The organism is Martinezella calliandrae (genome assembly GCF_030272695.1).
GTDB lineage: Bacteria > Pseudomonadota > Alphaproteobacteria > Rhizobiales > Rhizobiaceae > Rhizobium > Rhizobium calliandrae.
Genome location: NZ_JARFYN010000013.1, coordinates 17,149 through 35,468 on the forward strand (window position 1 = coordinate 17,149; position 18,320 = coordinate 35,468).

An 18,320-nucleotide genomic window follows, 5' to 3' on the forward strand; every position below is an offset into this window, starting at 1 on the left:
ATCATGGGGAAAGTGAAGAGATGGCAAGCTATTTGATTTTAACGCCCCCCGAAGGACCGGACAGAGATCAGGCCAGCACGCGCTTCATCCGCGACGGCTTTTCCTGGATGGCCTTCTTGTTTCCGACGTTGTGGATGCTTTTTCACCGGCTCTGGCTGGAAGCTATCGCCGCCTTTTTGCTGCAGGGCATCGGCTGGGAATTGATGCGCCGGCCGGGATTTTTCGCCGCGGGCATCGCGATCCTGCTCGGCGTGCACATCCTCGCCGCGCTCGAAGGTCGCCATGCCGCCTACCGGCACCTGGTTGCAAGGGGATGGATGGCGCAAGGCCTGGTTTCTGCGCCCAATCTGGCGACGGCCGAAGAGATTCATTTCTCGGGCATCGAGGCAGAACCAGAAGAGAATATCCGTTCAAATAATTGGGATATTCCCTCCTCTCCAAACAACAGCCCAAGTCGCGGCGGCCCGAGTTTCGGACTTCCCGGCTACGATGGAGGACGCTGAGTATGCGCGTCGCAATTATCGACTACGGCTCCGGCAACCTGCGCTCGGCCACCAAGGCGTTCGAACGCGCCGCCCGTGAAGCCGGTATCGACGCCGAAATCGATCTCACCGACGATGCCGAGCGTGTCGCTACCGCCGACCGCATCGTGCTTCCGGGCGTCGGCGCCTATGCCGATTGCCGAAGGGGGCTCGATGCCGTTTCAGGCATGGCGGAAGCCGTGATCGATGTTGTGGAACACAAGGCCCGCCCTTTCCTGGGTATCTGCGTCGGCATGCAGCTCATGTCTTCGCGCGGACTGGAAAAGACGATTACAAAGGGGTTCGGCTGGATCAAGGGCGATGTCAAGGAGATGACACCCGACGATCCCGCTCTAAAAATCCCGCAGATCGGCTGGAACACCCTGGATCTGAGACATGCGCACCCGCTTTTCGACGGCATTCCGACCGGGCCGAACGGACTGCACGCCTATTTCGTGCATTCCTACCATCTGGCGGCAGATCATGCCGACGATGTCATCGCCACGACCAGCTATGGCGGGCCGATGACCGCCTTCGTCGGTCGCGATAACATGGCCGGCTCGCAGTTCCATCCGGAAAAGAGCCAGAAGCTCGGCCTCGCCCTGATTGCCAATTTCCTGCGCTGGAAGCCTTAGCGTGGGCATGATCTTTTCCGGAAACCGCGTCACACTTTTCGGGATCATACCCTGAGGCTCGCGCAAACAGAACGGACAACACACAATGATCCTTTTTCCCGCCATCGACCTCAAGGACGGCCAGTGCGTGCGCCTCAAGCTCGGCGATATGCGACAGGCAACCGTCTACAATCCGGATCCGGCCGCTCAGTCTAAGGCCTTCGAAGACCAGGGCTTCGAATGGTTGCACGTAGTTGACCTCAACGGCGCCTTCGCCGGCCAGACCGTCAACGGTGCCGCCGTCGACGCCATCCTCAAGGCGACGAAGAACCCGGTACAGCTCGGCGGCGGCATCCGCACGCTCGATCATATCGAAAGCTGGCTGACGCGCGGGCTTGCCCGGGTCATTCTCGGCACGGTCGCGGTGCGCGATCCGGCCCTTGTCATCGAAGCCTGCAGAAGATTTCCGGGCCATATCGCCGTCGGCATCGACGCCAAGGGTGGCAAGGTAGCGGTCGAAGGCTGGGCCTCCGCTTCCGAGCTCGGCGTCATCGAACTGGCCAAACAATTCGAAGGCGCCGGCGTTGCCGCGATCATATATACCGATATCGACCGGGACGGGATTCTCACCGGCATCAATTGGGCCTCGACACTGGAATTGGCCGAGGCCGTTTCCATTCCCGTCATCGCGTCCGGCGGACTTGCCTCGCTAGATGATATCCGCCGCATGATCCAGCCGGATGCCCGCAAACTGGAAGGTGCGATTTCCGGCCGCGCGCTCTATGATGGCCGGATCGACCCGAGGGAAGCATTGGCCTTGATCAAGCAGGCCAAGGAGGCAGCGCAATGACCCTGAAAGCCCGCGTCATCCCCTGCCTCGATGTGAAGGACGGTCGCGTCGTCAAGGGCATCAATTTTCTCGACCTCGTCGATGCCGGCGACCCCGTCGAAGCCGCCAAGGCTTACGATACCGCCGGTGCCGACGAACTCTGCTTCCTCGACATCACCGCCTCTTCCGACAACAGGGAGACGATTTTCGATGTCGTGGCCCGCACCGCCGAGCAATGCTTCATGCCGGTGACAGTCGGCGGCGGTGTTCGCACCATCGCCGATATCCGCAAGCTGCTGCTCTGCGGCGCCGACAAGGTCTCGATCAATTCGGCAGCGGTGAACAACCCGGATTTCGTTGCCGAGGCGGCCGACAAGTTCGGCAATCAATGCATCGTCGTTTCCATCGATGCGAAGCGACGGGCACAACTCGGCGGCGACAATCGGAGCGCCTGGGAAATCTATACCCATGGCGGCCGCAACGCGACGGGCATTGATGCCGTCGATTTTGCGCTGAAGATGGTTGAGCGCGGCGCCGGCGAGCTGCTGGTTACCTCCATGGACCGCGACGGCACCAAGGTCGGCTACGATCTCGAGCTGACGCGGGCGATCGCGGATGCCGTGCGTGTTCCGGTGATTGCGTCCGGCGGCGTCGGCGATCTCGACGATCTCGTCGCCGGCATCAAGCAAGGCCATGCGACGGCCGTGCTCGCGGCTTCGATTTTCCACTTCGGCACCTATTCGGTCGGCGAAGCGAAGCACTATATGTCACAGCATGGCATCGCCATGCGGCTCGATTAGGAGCGGATAGAACGAATGAGCGGATTTACTCTTTCCGACCTCGAAAAGATCGTCGACATCAGATCCAAGGCTTCGCCGGAAGAATCCTGGACCGCGAAGCTTTTCGCCGCCGGTCAGCCGAAGGCGGCGAAGAAGCTGGGCGAGGAAGCGATCGAAGCCGTCATGGCGGCGGTAACCGGCGACCGCGACAATCTCACCTGTGAAGCAGCCGATGTGCTTTATCACCTTTTGGTCGTATTGAAGATAGCCGGCATTCCGTTGCAGAATGTCATGGGTGAGCTCGAAAGGCGCACCGCCCAATCCGGCCTTCAGGAAAAGGCTAGCCGGTAAAATGCGATGACAATAGCGACACAAACCCTGCCTGCGCCCGAGATGCTCGATATTTTTGAGGCGAAAGCCTATTCGCCCTTCTATTTCTTTTCTTCGGAAGAGTGGTCGAAATTCAGGGCCGATACGCCGCTGACATTGACCGCCGACGAAGTGACGCGCCTGCGCTCCATGGGCGACCCGATCGATCTCGACGAAGTCCGGCGCATCTACCTTTCGCTGTCACGCCTGCTGTCATCGCATGTGGAATCCTCACAGATCCTGTTCGAGCAGCGCAACCGCTTCCTCAGTCTCTCCGATGTCGCCAAGACGCCTTTCGTCATCGGCATCGCCGGCTCCGTCGCCGTCGGCAAGTCCACCACGGCTCGTATACTCAAGGAATTGCTGGGCCGTTGGCCGTCGAGCCCGAAAGTGGATCTGATCACCACCGACGGCTTCCTCTATCCGAACGCCGAGTTGCAGCGCCGCAACCTGATGCAGCGCAAGGGCTTTCCGGAAAGCTACGATACCGCGGCACTCCTGCGCTTCCTCTCGGCGATCAAGGCGGGGCAGCCGAACGTCAAGGCGCCCTGCTATTCACACCTCGTCTATGACGTTTTGCCGAACGAATACAGGACCGTCGACCGGCCGGACATCCTGATCTTCGAAGGCATCAACGTGCTGCAATCGCGGCATCTGCCGGCGGACGGCAAGATCGTGCCGATGGTGTCTGACTTCTTCGACTTTTCGATCTATATCGATGCCAACGAGCATTTGATCCACAATTGGTATGTCGCACGCTTCATGAAGCTGCGCGAAACCGCGTTCCGCGATCCCAACTCCTTCTTCCACCGCTACGCCTCGATTACCGAAAAAGAGGCAATCGCGACCGCCGAGGGGCTATGGAAGAATATCAACCTGAAGAATCTGCGCCAGAACATCCTGCCGACTCGCCCCCGCGCCGATCTCATTCTGCAGAAGGGCAGGAATCATCTAATCGAACAGGTGGCGTTGAGGAAGCTCTAGAGCAACTTGAGGAAAAGTGCGCAGCGGTTTTCCGTCCGGAATTGCGAAAACCAAAAGGGACGACCATGAGACCTTCAAATATATCTGGCTCGGCTCCGCCCGCTACACCATCTAGACTCTATGGGGTCACCCGCCTCAAGGTCAAGTTTATCCGCCCGCCATTCCTCAGGAGCGTGGAGGTCGCCGGATAAATCCGGTCGACGCCGTGGAAGCAAAGCCTGCCCTCCCCGCCGATAACGACGATATCGCCGCTGGACAGTTTGAAGGATAGCGTAGGATCTCTGCGATTGAGGCCGCCGACACGGAAGAGGCAGCTATTTCCGAGCGAAATCGACAGTACGGGCGCATAGAGATCCTGTTCGTCGCGATCCTGATGCAGGCCCATCCGCGCATCGTCATTGTAGAAATTGACGAGACAAGCCTCAGGCGGCTTTTCATAGGCGGCTATATCACTCCAGAGATCGAGCAGTTGCGGCGGCATCGCGGGCCAGTGATTACCCGTCACCGGATGGGTCTGTTGATAGCGATAGCCGCGCTGCTTGTCCGTCACCCAGCCGAGCGGACCGCAATTGGTCATGCGCACGGACATTTCCTTGCCGGTGCCGGGCATGACGGGCGTGTAAAGCGGCGCTTCGGCCACGACGGTACGGATCGCTTCAACCAGCGCTTCCTGGGTGGGACGGCGGTCGAGATAGCCGGGGAGATGGCGAATTCCGCTGGGGAGGAGCATTTTTTGTTTCCTGCAATGGTGTGTCGGTCAGATGAATGTGCCGTCGCCGCGCTTTCGTGCCCGGCCGGCACAGAGCTACAGCAACACCAGACTCGCCTGACAAGCCTTATTCTAACAAGCCCAAACCAAAACTGCCGCCCGAAAACCTAGTCGCCGCCAACCCTGCCGCGCATCTTCTTGACCTCGGAGCGGCCGGATTTTTCTTTCAGGCGCCGCTCGATCGAGCCTTTCGTCGGCTTGGTCTTCTTGCGTGGCGGGGGTGGCGGTGCGGCGGCCTCGAGAATCAGTTCCTTCAGCCGCTCACGCGCATCCTCGCGATTGCGATCCTGGCTGCGGAAGCGGCTGGCCTCGATCATCAATACGCCGTCCTTGGAGACGCGCCGGCCGGCCAGCCTGATGGCGTTGGCCTTGACGCGATCGTTGAGCGACGGCGAATTCGGAATATTGAAGAACAACTGGACAGCCGTCGCGACCTTGTTGACGTTCTGCCCACCGGGGCCGCCCGCCAGAACGAATTGTTCGCTCAGCTCCCAGCCGGCAATGGTGATCCGGTCGTTGATGTAGAGTGCGTCGCTGGCCATGGTTTTCTCCGCGTCCGTCTATCCCATATCGGGGCGCGGTTGAAAATATGGTCGTTGACGGTTTCGGGGCCGCCGCTTGCTTCGAGGCATTTCCGCACGTGGCGCCGAAATCCGCCTCAGGATGACGCCGCTACTACATCGGCAAAACAGACCAGCCCTCATGGTGAGGAAGCCTAAAGGGCTGTCCCGAACCACGAGGGCGAGTGAGTTTCACGTGAGTCATTGCTGCCCGTGGGAGCTACTTATTGCGCTGCAACCGGCATGCCGGGCGCCGCGTCGCGAACGTTGCCGTCGACATGGTCCTCGAACTTGGCGAAGTTTGCGACGAACATCTGCACCAGCTTGGCCGCCTGCGCGTCATAGGCCTGGCCATCGGCCCAGGTGCTACGCGGATCGAGGATGGCGTTGTCGACGTCCTCGACGGCAACCGGGACGGCGAAGCCGAAATTCGGGTCGATGCGGAACTCGGCGTTGTCGAGGTCACCCTTCAGAGCAGCGGCAAGCAGGGCGCGTGTCGCCTTGATCGGCATGCGCCGGCCCGTGCCGTAAGCGCCGCCGGTCCAGCCGGTATTGACGAGCCAGCAGCCGGCGCCGTGGCGGGCGATCAGCTCCTTCAGCAGGTTGCCGTATTCGGCCGGGTGACGCGGCATGAAGGGAGCGCCGAAGCAGGTCGAAAACGTGGCTTCCGGCTCGACGACGCCTTTCTCCGTGCCAGCGACCTTGGCGGTGTAGCCAGAGAGGAAGTGGTACATCGCCTGTTCCGGCGTCAGCTTGGCAATCGGCGGCATAACGCCGAAAGCGTCGGCCGTCAGCATAATGATCGTCTCCGGATGGCCGGTCGTGCCGGACTCCGAAGCATTTGGAATGAAATGCAGCGGGTAGGCGCTGCGGGTGTTCTCCGTCAGCGAGCCGTCGTCGAGATCCGGCGCGCCATGCTCATCGAGCACGACATTTTCCAGAACGGTGCCGAAACGGCGGGTCGTCGCGTAGATTTCCGGCTCGGCCTCGGCCGAAAGGCGGATGGTCTTGGCGTAGCAACCGCCCTCGAAATTGAAGATGCCGTTTTCGCCCCAGCCATGCTCATCATCGCCGATCAGCGTGCGGGACGGGTCGGCGGAAAGCGTCGTCTTGCCGGTGCCCGAAAGGCCGAAGAAGATCGCTGCATCACCATCCGGGCCGACATTCGCGGAGCAATGCATCGGCATGACGCCGCGTTCCGGCAGTAGGTAATTCAACACTGTAAAGACCGACTTCTTCATTTCGCCGGCATAGGAGGTGCCGCCGATGAGCACGATACCGTTGACGAGATCGCAGGCGATCACCGTTTCCGTGCGGCATCCATGACGCTCCGGATCGGCGCGGAAGCTTGGCAGGTCGATGATGGTGAGCTTAGGCACGAATTTTTCCAGCGCCGCCCGCTCAGGGCGGATGAGAAGGTTGCGGATAAACAGCGAGTGCCAGGCGAATTCGGTGATGACGCGCGTCGGCAGGGCGCTATCATGATCGGCACCACCAATCAGATCCTGGACGAACAGATCCTTGCCGTGCACGTGCGCAAGCATATCCTTATGCAGCAGCGCGAAATGTTCCGGCGACATCGGCTTGTTGTTGTCCCACCAGATCTGGTCTTCGGTGATGTCGTTGCGGACGACGAACTTGTCCTTCGGCGAACGGCCGGTGTGCTGTCCAGTCAAAGCTCTCAGCACGCCGTGGGCGGTCAAATCGGCTTCCCGCCGACGAATCGCTTCCTCGTAAAGGTGAGCCTCCAGGAGATTATAACGCACACTCGCGGCTGCCCCCAGGCCGATCGATTCGAGTTCGATTGCGGGATTACGGACGCCGAATTGCTCCATCGCTTTATTCCTCTACGTGGCCGCAGCCGTTAAAACTAAATAAAGCGTAGAGGCGTCTTTTTAAAAGCACAAGGGATTTTGTCAAAAAATATTGAATGATATCATGTATTTAATCGATTTAAATAAATTCTGATAATTTTAAATCGTTTGAATGGGCTGTGTCCGAGACGTTTCGTCGCACAACTTCTGGTTAACAGTTTGAGAGCCCGGCAATCCGCCTCTTTATCTTTGCCACAATTTGTTCCACCTTTATCCCCATAAGCGCGCCGGGTTACCGCCAACCGAGCTGGCAAGCCACCTGGGCTGGATTCCAAATCCGGGAGATGCGCACTGATGACGGAGACGAACACCATGTTGACAATCGCGCTTGTTGACGACGACCGCAATATCCTGACTTCCGTATCGATAGCTTTGGAAGCCGAGGGATATAAGGTGGAAACTTACACCGACGGCGCTTCGGCGCTTGACGGACTGCTTGCCCGGCCGCCGCAATTGGCGATCTTCGACATCAAGATGCCGCGTATGGACGGCATGGAGCTTTTGCGCCGCCTGCGGCAGAAGTCCGATCTGCCGGTTATCTTCCTGACGTCGAAAGATGAAGAGATCGACGAGCTCTTCGGCCTGAAGATGGGCGCCGACGACTTTATCACCAAGCCTTTCTCGCAACGCCTGCTGGTCGAGCGCGTTAAGGCCGTGCTCCGCCGCGCTTCCAGCCGCGAAGCCGCGGCCGCAGCCGGCGTTGCTGGTGTAGCCGCAAAGCCTGGCGCAGCGCAACAGGCCCGCTCGCTGGAGCGTGGTCAGCTTGTCATGGACCAGGAACGCCATACCTGCACCTGGAAGGGCGAGCCGGTTACGCTGACCGTCACGGAGTTCCTGATCCTGCACTCGCTGGCGCAGCGACCCGGCGTGGTGAAAAGCCGCGATGCCTTGATGGATGCGGCTTACGATGAACAGGTCTATGTCGACGATCGCACAATCGACAGCCACATCAAGCGACTTCGGAAGAAATTCAAGATGGTCGATCTCGATTTTGATATGATCGAAACGCTGTATGGAGTCGGCTACCGCTTCCGCGAAGCGGCTTAGAGCCGGATGATTTTCGAATCGATCTAACATCTGAATCCGCTCTAGATGAAAGGATAAAGCGTGATGTCGTCCGAAAACCGCTTAGACTTTTCGGCATCATGCTTGGATAGTTAACTAGACCATGCGGCGGTCGATGGAATAAAGAGCATGCGGACAGGATCGCCGATCCTGTTCTTCGAAAGGGCCGTTGGCTTGGCACAACTGGTGCAAGACAGAGATATCGACGACACGGAAAGCCCGAGCGACATCAGAATCGCTCGCCGTCGGTGGACTCACCCTTTCACGCTGATCCGCCGCATCTTCGGCAATGCCGTCTTTTCAAGCCTGACACGGCGCATCCTTTTCTTCAACCTGGCTGCGCTCGTCGTGCTCGTCGGCGGCATCCTCTATCTCAACCAGTTCCGCGAGGGCCTGATCGACGCGCGCGTCGAGAGCCTGCTGACGCAGGGCGAAATCATCGCCGGCGCCGTCTCGGCATCGGCATCGGTCGACACCAACTCCATCACCATCGACCCGCAGAAACTCCTGGAACTGCAAGCCGGCCAGAGCATCACGCCGGTACCAAACGACGAGGATTTGGAGTTCCCGATCGATCCGGAAAAGGTCGCGCCGGTGCTGACGCGGCTGATTTCGCCGACGCGCACGCGCGCCCGTATCTTCGATGCCGACGCCAACCTGCTACTCGACAGCCGCCATCTCTATTCGCGCGGCCAGGTGCTGCGCTACGATCTGCCGCCGGTCGAGGACGAAAAACAGAGCTGGTCGGACTGGTTCAGCGGGTTGCTCAACAAGATCCTGCAGCCGGGCAATCTCCCGGTTTACAAGGAAGCGCCCGGGGGCGACGGCTCGATCTATCCGGAAGTGATGAATGCGCTGACCGGCGTGCGTGGCGCCGTGGTGCGCACCACGGAAAAAGGTGAGCTGATCGTCTCGGTCGCCGTGCCCATCCAGCGCTTTCGCGCCGTGCTCGGCGTGCTGCTGCTGTCAACGCAGGCGGGCGATATCGACAAGATCGTCCATGCCGAGCGCCTGGCGATCATGCGCGTCTTCGGCGTCGCGACGCTGGTTAACGTCGTCCTGTCGCTGCTCTTGTCCTCCACCATCGCCAATCCGCTACGCCGACTTTCGGCGGCCGCCATCCGCGTGCGCCGCGGTGGCGCGAAGGAGCGCGAAGAAATCCCGGATTTCTCCGCGCGCCAGGATGAAATCGGCAATCTGTCGATAGCGCTCCGCGAAATGACGACGGCGCTTTACGACCGTATCGATGCAATCGAAAGTTTTGCCGCCGATGTCAGCCACGAACTGAAGAACCCGCTGACATCGCTGCGCAGCGCAGTCGAGACGCTGCCGCTCGCCAAAAGCGATGACTCTAAAAAGCGGCTGATGGATGTCATCCAGCATGACGTGCGCCGCCTCGACCGGCTGATCAGCGATATTTCAGACGCGTCCCGCCTCGATGCCGAGCTTGCTCGCTCCGATGCAAAATCGCTCGATCTCGAAGTGCTGTTGCGCGACTTGATCGAAATTTCCCGGCAGGTCGGACACTCGAAGAAGGCGGTCGAAATAGACTATATCGTGGACCGGAAGCCGGGCGCGAAAACCAAGTTCACCATTGACGGTCATGACCTGCGTATCGGCCAGATCGTCACCAACCTCATTGAAAACGCGCGCTCTTTCGTTGCGAAAGACACGGGCAAGATCACGGTAAAGCTGATGCGTACGAGAACGCGTTGCGTGATCTATATCGAGGATAACGGACCGGGCATCCAGGCTGAAAATATCGACCGTATCTTCGAGCGCTTCTATACCGACCGGCCGGAAGCGGAAGGTTTCGGTCAGAATTCGGGTTTAGGTCTGTCGATCAGCCGGCAGATCGCCGAGGCACATGGCGGATCGCTGCGCGCGGAAAATATCGTCGACGGCGACGGCGCAGCGCTGCTCGGCGCCCGCTTCATTCTTTCTTTGCCTGCCGAAACACCGGCATGAGCGACAAAGCAGCCAATATCCACGGGACGGCGATCGTGGTCGGCAAGACCGGCCTACTGTTTATAGGACCATCGGGCAGCGGCAAATCTTCGCTTGCCTTCGCCTGCCTCGCCGCCGCCAAGCCACTCGGGCTTTCCGCAACATTGGTCGCGGATGACCAGGTTTTCATTCGGCGACGCGATGGCGCCGTCATCGCCGAATGCCCGCCGTCGATCGCCGGGCTGCTGGAGATCCGCTATACCGGCATTGTCCGGCTTCCTCATGTTTTTGAGGCCGAAATGCATTTCGCGATACGTCCGGTCGATCCGGTACACGCCGAGCGGCTCCCCCCCGAAGACGAACAGATCGATGTTACTGAATCCATTCACCTACCTTTGATCCGCCTGTGCGCAGCCTCGGCGAATCCTCTGGCCGTAATCATGGCAAAAATCGCCACCAGTTTGGATTAATCGGCCATTTAGGTCTCTATAGGCGCCCAAATATCATATTTTAAGCTTGCACTTCGTCTTTTCATCGCCAAGATGTCCCCCCACCGGTGGACGACATTGCTGCATTGCGATATGGGCCACCTGTTTGCTTATGCGATGGGAGCAGTAATATCATGATCGGACTTGTGCTTGTCACTCATGGCAAGCTGGCTGAAGAGTTTCGGCATGCGGTCGAGCATGTCGTTGGTCCGCAGAAGTTCATAGAAACGGTATCGATTGGTCCCGAAGACGATATGGATAAGCGGCGGCAGGACATCCTGCACGCGGTTTCCGGCGCTGACGATGGCCACGGGGTCATCATCCTTACCGACATGTTCGGTGGCACTCCCTCCAATCTCGCGATCTCCGTCATGAACAGTGGCCACACGGAGGTTATAGCCGGCGTCAATTTGCCGATGCTCATAAAGCTCGCAGGTGTGCGCGGCGACAACAACATGGAGAAGGCTCTGGTGGAAGCTTCAGAGGCCGGGCGCAAATACATCAACGTGGCCAGCCGTGTGCTCAGCGGCAAATAACGAGACAATCGCCCCGCCTATGACAGAGCTTTCCCGGGAACTTCTGATCATCAACAAACGCGGCCTGCATGCCCGCGCCTCCGCTAAATTCGTACAGACCGTCGAAGCCTACGACGCCACCATCACCGTCTCGAAGGACGGGACCACGGTGGGCGGCAACTCGATCATGGGCCTGATGATGCTCGCAGCCAGCCCTGGCTGCAGCGTGCTCGTTACCGCCAGCGGCAACCAGGCCGCCGAGGCGCTGGATGCGCTGGACCGTCTAGTCGCCGACAAGTTCGGCGAAGAGATGTGAGTCCGCTCATCGAGCCACCACACGGGATATAAAGATATAAAGACCTCTTTATATCTTCATTGATTTCCAGCTTGAAGCCTGCTACAGGGCATCATTCCACACGCTGTCAGCGTGCAATTTTGTTGCATTCGGCCGAGGCGTTCGCCTGCGGTCCGTTCGCATCGTTCAGGCTGGAGACCTTCATGAGCACTGAAAAGGACTACATCGTCGCCGATATCGGCCTTGCCGACTTTGGCCGCAAGGAAATCTCGATCGCCGAAACCGAAATGCCGGGCCTGATGGCTTGCCGCGCCGAATTCGGCGAAGCACGGCCGCTGAAGGGCGCCCGCATCACCGGTTCACTGCACATGACGATCCAGACCGCAGTCCTGATCGAGACGCTGGTCGCTCTCGGCGCTCAGGTGCGCTGGGCATCGTGCAATATCTTCTCAACCCAGGATCACGCCGCGGCCGCGATCGCTGCTTCCGGCGTTCCGGTCTATGCCGTTAAGGGCGAAAGCCTCGAAGACTACTGGACCTACACCGACAAGATCTTCCAGTGGACCGATGGCGGCTTCTCCAACATGATCCTCGACGATGGCGGCGACGCCACCATGTATATCCTGCTCGGCGCCCGCGCCGAAGCCGGCGAGGACGTGCTCTCCAATCCGCATTCCGAGGAAGAAGAAATCCTCTTCGCGCAGATCAAGAAGCGCCTTCATGCATCACCGGGCTGGTTCACCAAGCAGCGCGAAGCGATCAAGGGCGTCACCGAAGAAACCACGACGGGCGTCAACCGCCTGTACCAGCTCAGCCAGAAGGGCCTGTTGCCCTTCCCGGCGATCAACGTCAACGACAGTGTCACCAAGTCGAAGTTCGACAACAAGTACGGCTGCAAGGAATCGCTGGTCGACGGGATCCGCCGCGCAACCGACGTGATGATGGCCGGCAAGGTCGCCGTCGTCTGCGGCTACGGCGACGTCGGCAAGGGTTCTGCCGCTTCGCTTTCGGGCGCTGGCGCACGCGTCAAGGTCACGGAAGTCGATCCGATCTGCGCCCTGCAGGCTGCAATGGATGGCTATGAAGTGGTTCAGCTCGAAGATGTCGTCTCCACCGCCGATATCTTCATCACGACCACCGGCAACAAGGACGTCATCCGTATCGACCATATGCGCGCGATGAAGGATATGGCAATCGTCGGCAACATCGGCCACTTCGACAACGAGATCCAGGTTGCCGCACTGCGCAACCTCAAGTGGACGAACATCAAGCCGCAGGTCGACATGATCGAGTTCGCTAAGGGCAACCGCATCATCCTGCTGTCGGAAGGCCGCCTCCTAAATCTCGGCAATGCCACCGGCCATCCGTCCTTCGTCATGTCGGCTTCCTTTACCAACCAGACGCTGGCGCAAATCGAGCTCTTCACCAAGCCCGGTCAGTACCGGAACCAGGTTTACGTGCTGCCGAAGCACCTCGACGAAAAGGTTGCTCGCCTGCATCTCAGCAAGCTTGGCGTGAAACTGACGGAGCTATCCGGAGAACAGGCTGCCTATATCGGCGTCACTCCGCAGGGTCCGTTCAAGTCTGACCACTACAGATACTGACCTTGCCATCAATATCCACAATATCTTGTGGCCCCAGCATTGACAAATGCTGGGGCTTATTTTTTGGCCGGCTCCCTTCCCGGCGATTCCCTTAGGCAGTATTGTTTTTAGACTTGATTCGTGACGAACCGGGCCTGCCCGGAGCCATGAAAATGGGATGTCTTGTCGAGATGCGGCACATTACAGGACGGAGACAGACCGCTTATGTCTGAAGGGAAAGACAGCCTACCGGAACCAGCGATGCCCCGAGCGGCGATCGCGCGGCGACGGCAGGTTAGCGCATATATATTCTTACCGCGGGGAACGCGTCGGACGAATGTGGGTCTTTCGGCCTCATTGGCCCGCCTGCTGCGCCTCAGCGTTTTCGGCGGCATTGCTGCTGGCTTTGCGGGTCCGGTTCTGGCGCAGAGCAGCGTTGCCACGCCGGCGGCCCGTCTTTTCACCTCGTCCGAAATGGCCGTCTTCTCTGTCATCATCGGGGTGATCTCAGCCGCGCTCCTGTCGACGGTGTGGATGATCCGCCAGCGCGGCAATATCGAAAACGAGAGCCGCGAGATCCGAACGGCGCTGTCGGACGCCAACCAGCGCATTTCGCAGTATCAGGCACTGATTGCCGACAAGAACCGTCGGATCATCATCTGGGACAGTCAGAACGCTCGACCGGAGCTGCTTGGCCAGCTCCCTGTCGAGACCGGCGCGCCACAGGACAGCGAATTCCTGGCTTTCGGTCGCTGGCTGAAATCCTGGTCGGCCGGCGATCTGGAAAAGGCGATCGACAAGCTACGCGGCAACGGCCAAAGCTTCGACATGGTGGTCGAAACGAACCGCGACGAAATATTGGAAGCACAGGGCCGCATTTCCGGCGGCCGCGCCTTCGTCCGCTTCATCGCGCTCAACAATCTGCGCGCCGAACTGGCCGAGCTGAAGATCGAGCGCGATCGGCTGATGACCTCGATCTCCGTTTTCCAGAACCTGCTCGACGCCATCGACCTGCCTGTCTGGCGGCGTGATGTCGAGGGCAAGCTGACCTGGGTCAACCAGGCCTATGGCGAAGCGGTCGAGGCCGTATCGCCGGATGAGGCCGTCCGCGAAGGCCGCGAATTCCTGACCACGGTTGCTCGCGAGCGCATCCGTGCGTCCACCACGCCGGAATCGCCATTTCACGACAAGATTTCCACCGTTGTTCATGGCAACCGCACTTTCTTCGATGTCGTCGACGTCAAATCATCAAATGGTTCAGCCGGGATTGCCGTCGACGTTTCCGAAGCAGAAGCGGTCCGTGCCGAGCTGGAGCGCACGCTGAAGAGCCATGCCGAAACGCTCGATCATCTGGCGACACCGGTCGCGATTTTCGACGGCGACCGTCGGCTGCAATTCTACAATCAGGCATTTGTGCAACTCTGGGAGCTCGACATCGCTTTCCTCGAGAAGAAGCCTGACAATAGCGAGCTGTTGGAACGGCTGCGCAGCGCCAAAAAGCTGCCAGAGCAATTGAACTGGAAAACCTGGAAGGACGGCGTTTTGTCCGTCTACCGCGCGCTCGACACGCAATCCGACCTCTGGCACCTGCCAAACGGTCAGATCCTACGGGTTTTCGCCACCGCCCATCCCCAAGGCGGCGCAACATGGGTGTTCGAGAACCTAACCGAACAGGTCGATCTCGAAACGCGCTACAACACGCTGGTCAAGGTGCAGGGCGAGACCATCGACCATCTCTCCGAGGGCGTTGCCGTCTTCGGTCCCGATGGCCGCATTCGCCTCTCCAATCCGGCCTTCCGCATCTTGTGGAACATCACTGAAGCCCAGGCCAAGCCGGGCACCCATATTCAGGCGCTGGCCGAGGCATGTGCGCCCTCTTATGACCGACCGGACGGCTGGAAGCGGTTTGCGGAGCAAATCACCAGCTTTGACGACGAGCGCCCGTCGTCGCAGGGCACGCTGGAACTCTATTCCAACCTTGTCCTTGATTATGCCGTCATTCCGTTGCCGAATGCTCAGACCATGCTGACTTTCGTCAACAAAACCGACAGCGTGCGCGCCGAGCGGGCGCTCACCGAAAAGAACGAGGCGCTTCTGAAGGCCGACGAGCTGAAGAATGACTTCGTCCAGCATGTTTCCTATGAGCTGCGCTCGCCGCTCACCAATATCATCGGCTTCACCGATCTTTTGAAGACGCCAGGCATCGGTCCTCTGAATGACCGGCAGGCAGAGTATATCGATCATATCTCCACCTCTTCCTCGGTGCTGCTGACGCTGGTCAACGACATTTTGGATCTTGCGACTGTCGATGCCGGCATCATGCGGCTGAACTATTCCGAGATCGCCCTCGATGACCTCCTCGATGAAGTGTCGATGCAGATTGCCGACCGGCTGCAGGAAAGCGGCGTTACGCTGGAAATCACCGTTCCCGCCCATCTCGGCTCCGTTATCGCAGATCAACAGCGGCTGAAACAGATCTTGCTCAAGCTTCTGACCAACGCCGCGAATTTCGCGCCGGAAGGCTCGACGATCGAACTGAGATGCGGGCGCGAAGGCACTGATTTTGTCTTCTCGGTTGCCGATAAGGGTCCAGGCATCCCCGAGGAGATCATGCGCACGGTGTTCAACCGATTCGCATCCAGTGGCAAGGGCGGAAAGCGGAGCGGCGCCGGCCTCGGCCTCTCCATAGTCGAAAGCTTCGTCAGCCTGCATGACGGCCAGGTCTCGATCGAAAGCCAGCCGGGCAAGGGAACCACGGTCACCTGCCGGATTCCTTCCGCCGAATTGCCGCACTCCGTCGCAGCAGAATGACAGCAGCCAACACAAGCATCTCCCTTTTCCTGGCAGACGACGCGGCAACCACTCGCCTGGGCGAGGATCTGGCGCTCGCGCTCAAGGCCGGCGATTGCCTCGCGCTATCGGGCGATCTCGGCGCCGGAAAGTCGTCGCTGGCGCGCGCCCTCTTGCGCGCCATGGCTGACGATGCCGAGCTGGATGTACCGAGCCCGACCTTCACGCTAGTCCAATCCTACGAGCTGCGTATCCCGGTTTCGCATTTTGATCTTTATCGCCTGGGCGACCCCAGCGAACTCGACGAGCTCGGCTTCGACGAGGCGCTGCGGACCGGCATCTGCCTAGTGGAATGGCCTGAGATGGCTGAAGGCGAACTGCCGAAAGAGCGCATCGATCTTAAGCTCGAACACGAAGCAGAAGGTCGTCGGGCGACGGTCGCGGCGCCTGCGAGTCAATTCGCCCGTATCCAGCGCGTCCTGGCGATTCGCGCGTTCCTCGATGGGCATGGCTATGCAGGCGCTGGGCGGCGTTTCCTGACGGGCGATGCTTCGCTGCGGGCATACGAATCCATCCATCCGCATGGCGGCGGCAAGCGCGTGATTCTGATGGATTGGCCGCGGCTGCCCGAAGGACCACCGGTGCTGGACGGCAAGCCCTATCCCAAGGTCGCACACCTCGCCTTGGACGCCTATCCTTTCGTAGCGATTGCCAATGTGCTGCGCGAGAATGGTTTTGCAGCGCCGGAAATCTTCGCGGCCAACTACGATCAAGGCCTTCTTTTGATCGAGGATCTCGGTACCGACGGCATACTCGACGAAGAAGCCAAGCCGATTGCGGATCGCTACCAGGCAAGCGTCGCCTGCCTGGCGCATCTGCACAGCTGCCGCATTCCGCGCGACATCCAGGTCACGCCGACCCATATCCATCACATCCCGGACTTCGACCGGACGGCCATGAAGATGGAAGCGCGGTTGCTCATCGACTGGCATCTCCCCTGGAAACGCGGCGCGCAGGCGAGCGATGCCGAACGCGCGGAATATCTGGCAATCTGGGATGGCCTGATCGATGAGCTGGATAGTGCAGAGAAAAACTTGCTGCTGCGCGACTTCCATTCACCGAACATCATCTGGCGGGCTAACGAAAGCGGCATCCAACGAATTGGCCTGATCGATTTCCAGGACGCGATGATCGGTCCGACAGCCTATGACCTTGCCTCGATCGTACAGGATGCGCGTGTCACCATCGATCGCGATCTACACGATCAATTGATGGCGGACTATTTATCGCTTCGACGCGCACAAGGCTTTTTCGACGAAGCAAAGTTTCTGAGAAGCTGGGCGATCATGTCGGCCCAGCGCAATTGCAAGCTCGCCGGCCTCTGGGTGCGACTGCTGCAACGCGACGGCAAGCCCGGCTATATGAAACATATGCCGCGCTCTCTCGCCTATCTCGCCATCGCATTCGAGCATGAGGCGCTCGCTCCACTGAGCAAATGGTGTGCACAGGCTGGGATAGGCGGTGTTTAGCTCTCCGAGACCGGGCGACGGTTTTCTCGCAATATGCTAAAAAAACAGCCGAGCGAATCACACATTCGAGACGAGATGACTATCAGACAAGCCATGGTAATGGCCGCGGGGCTCGGGACCCGCATGGGGCCGATCACCGACACCATCCCAAAACCGCTGGTAAAGATCGCCGGCAAGCCGATGATCGATTATGCGCTGGATGCGCTGGCCGAAGCCGGCGTCGAGCAGGTTGTGGTCAATGTCCATCACCACGCCGATCAGATGGAGGGGCATCTTCGGAAGTATCGCGGATTGGACATCCTGATTTCGGACGAGCGGGACGCGTTGATGAACAATGGCGGCGGGCTGGCCAAGGGGCTGAAGCTTCTCTGCCGCGATCCAGTCTTCGTCATGAATTCCGATCTCTTCTGGATCGGCGAGACACCGGGCAGGCCGACCAATCTGCAGCGCTTAGCCGGATTCTTCGATGCCGAGCGCATGGATATCGCCATGCTCTGCGTCTCGTTGGACATGACGACGGGTCATAACGGCAAGAACGATTTCAACCTCGCGGAAGACGGACGTCTCTCGCGTTATAGTAATGCGGTCGGGAACGGCGTCGTCTACGCCGGTGCCATCGTCATGAACCCATCGATTCTCGAGGACGCGCCGGACGAGGCTTTCAACATCAACATCTACTACGACAAGTCGATCACCAAGGGCCGGCTCTACGGCACTATGCTCGACGGTCATTGGCTGACCGTCGGCACGCCCGAGGCGATCGGCGAGGCGGAGGAAGCGATCCGGACATTCCGGGCGTTTGCGTGACC

Annotated in this window: 18 protein-coding genes; 15 read left to right on the plus strand and 3 right to left on the minus strand. The window is 59.5% G+C overall.

Features of this window, described 5'->3' with window-relative positions:
- Positions 1-20 precede the first annotated feature (20 nt).
- The 6 genes from PY650_RS12175 (at position 21) to coaA (ending at position 4,096) form a co-directional block, all read left to right on the plus strand.
- On the plus strand, positions 21-503 hold the full coding sequence (locus PY650_RS12175; RefSeq protein WP_285879514.1) for a DUF2628 domain-containing protein: 483 nt from the start codon (positions 21-23) through the stop codon (positions 501-503).
- Between the two features lie 2 nt (positions 504-505).
- Positions 506-1,156: an imidazole glycerol phosphate synthase subunit HisH gene (hisH, locus tag PY650_RS12180; RefSeq protein ID WP_285879516.1), complete on the plus strand. Its 651-nt coding sequence runs from the start codon at positions 506-508 to the stop codon at positions 1,154-1,156.
- Positions 1,157-1,241: 85 nt separating this feature from the next.
- Entirely contained in the window at positions 1,242-1,985 is a 744-nt protein-coding gene (gene hisA / locus PY650_RS12185) for a 1-(5-phosphoribosyl)-5-[(5-phosphoribosylamino)methylideneamino]imidazole-4-carboxamide isomerase (protein WP_285879518.1), read from the plus strand.
- Positions 1,982-2,764, plus strand: a complete 783-nt coding sequence (gene hisF / locus PY650_RS12190) for an imidazole glycerol phosphate synthase subunit HisF (RefSeq protein WP_285879519.1) — start codon at positions 1,982-1,984, stop codon at positions 2,762-2,764. The genes hisA and hisF overlap by 4 nt, the downstream gene beginning before the upstream one ends.
- 15 nt (positions 2,765-2,779) lie before the next feature.
- Positions 2,780-3,094: a phosphoribosyl-ATP diphosphatase gene (locus PY650_RS12195; protein ID WP_285879521.1), complete on the plus strand. Its 315-nt coding sequence runs from the start codon at positions 2,780-2,782 to the stop codon at positions 3,092-3,094.
- Between the two features lie 6 nt (positions 3,095-3,100).
- Positions 3,101-4,096: a type I pantothenate kinase gene (gene coaA / locus PY650_RS12200; RefSeq protein WP_285879523.1), complete on the plus strand. Its 996-nt coding sequence runs from the start codon at positions 3,101-3,103 to the stop codon at positions 4,094-4,096.
- Between the two features lie 118 nt (positions 4,097-4,214).
- Here coaA and PY650_RS12205 read toward each other — a convergent pair whose 3' ends face one another.
- From PY650_RS12205 to PY650_RS12215, 3 genes are all read right to left on the minus strand, one after another.
- On the minus strand, positions 4,215-4,826 hold the full coding sequence (locus PY650_RS12205; protein WP_285879525.1) for an alpha-ketoglutarate-dependent dioxygenase AlkB family protein: 612 nt from the start codon (positions 4,824-4,826) through the stop codon (positions 4,215-4,217).
- Between the two features lie 146 nt (positions 4,827-4,972).
- Entirely contained in the window at positions 4,973-5,407 is a 435-nt protein-coding gene (gene arfB / locus PY650_RS12210) for an alternative ribosome rescue aminoacyl-tRNA hydrolase ArfB (RefSeq protein ID WP_285879527.1), read from the minus strand.
- 242 nt (positions 5,408-5,649) lie between these two features.
- Positions 5,650-7,260 carry a phosphoenolpyruvate carboxykinase gene (locus PY650_RS12215; protein WP_285879529.1) on the minus strand — a complete coding sequence of 537 codons (1,611 nt, stop codon included), beginning with the start codon at positions 7,258-7,260 and terminating at the stop codon, positions 5,650-5,652.
- A 351-nt stretch (positions 7,261-7,611) separates the two neighbouring features.
- On the opposite strand from PY650_RS12215, the gene PY650_RS12220 reads away from it, so the two are divergent.
- The 9 genes from PY650_RS12220 (at position 7,612) to PY650_RS12260 (ending at position 18,318) form a co-directional block, all read left to right on the plus strand.
- The gene (locus tag PY650_RS12220) at positions 7,612-8,346 is read left to right on the plus strand and encodes a response regulator transcription factor (protein WP_285879625.1); all 735 of its coding nucleotides are present in this window, start codon (positions 7,612-7,614) and stop codon (positions 8,344-8,346) included.
- Positions 8,347-8,538: 192 nt separating this feature from the next.
- Positions 8,539-10,332, plus strand: coding sequence for a sensor histidine kinase (locus PY650_RS12225; RefSeq protein ID WP_285879626.1), 1,794 nt, complete (start codon positions 8,539-8,541; stop codon positions 10,330-10,332).
- The gene (locus tag PY650_RS12230; protein ID WP_285879531.1) at positions 10,329-10,781 is read left to right on the plus strand and encodes an HPr kinase/phosphorylase; all 453 of its coding nucleotides are present in this window, start codon (positions 10,329-10,331) and stop codon (positions 10,779-10,781) included. The genes PY650_RS12225 and PY650_RS12230 overlap by 4 nt, the downstream gene beginning before the upstream one ends.
- Before the next feature lie 152 nt (positions 10,782-10,933).
- Complete coding sequence (locus tag PY650_RS12235) at positions 10,934-11,335, plus strand: PTS sugar transporter subunit IIA (RefSeq protein WP_120702529.1); 402 nt, start codon at positions 10,934-10,936, stop codon at positions 11,333-11,335.
- Positions 11,336-11,354: 19 nt separating this feature from the next.
- On the plus strand, positions 11,355-11,630 hold the full coding sequence (locus PY650_RS12240) for an HPr family phosphocarrier protein (protein WP_285879532.1): 276 nt from the start codon (positions 11,355-11,357) through the stop codon (positions 11,628-11,630).
- Between the two features lie 182 nt (positions 11,631-11,812).
- Positions 11,813-13,213 carry an adenosylhomocysteinase gene (gene ahcY, locus PY650_RS12245; RefSeq protein ID WP_285879533.1) on the plus strand — a complete coding sequence of 467 codons (1,401 nt, stop codon included), beginning with the start codon at positions 11,813-11,815 and terminating at the stop codon, positions 13,211-13,213.
- A 204-nt stretch (positions 13,214-13,417) separates the two neighbouring features.
- On the plus strand, positions 13,418-16,003 hold the full coding sequence (locus PY650_RS12250; RefSeq protein WP_285879534.1) for a PAS domain-containing sensor histidine kinase: 2,586 nt from the start codon (positions 13,418-13,420) through the stop codon (positions 16,001-16,003).
- Positions 16,000-17,511: a tRNA (adenosine(37)-N6)-threonylcarbamoyltransferase complex ATPase subunit type 1 TsaE gene (gene tsaE / locus PY650_RS12255; RefSeq protein WP_285879535.1), complete on the plus strand. Its 1,512-nt coding sequence runs from the start codon at positions 16,000-16,002 to the stop codon at positions 17,509-17,511. The genes PY650_RS12250 and tsaE overlap by 4 nt, the downstream gene beginning before the upstream one ends.
- A gap of 75 nt (positions 17,512-17,586) precedes the next feature.
- On the plus strand, positions 17,587-18,318 hold the full coding sequence (locus tag PY650_RS12260) for a nucleotidyltransferase family protein (RefSeq protein WP_285879536.1): 732 nt from the start codon (positions 17,587-17,589) through the stop codon (positions 18,316-18,318).
- Positions 18,319-18,320: the final 2 nt, after the last annotated feature.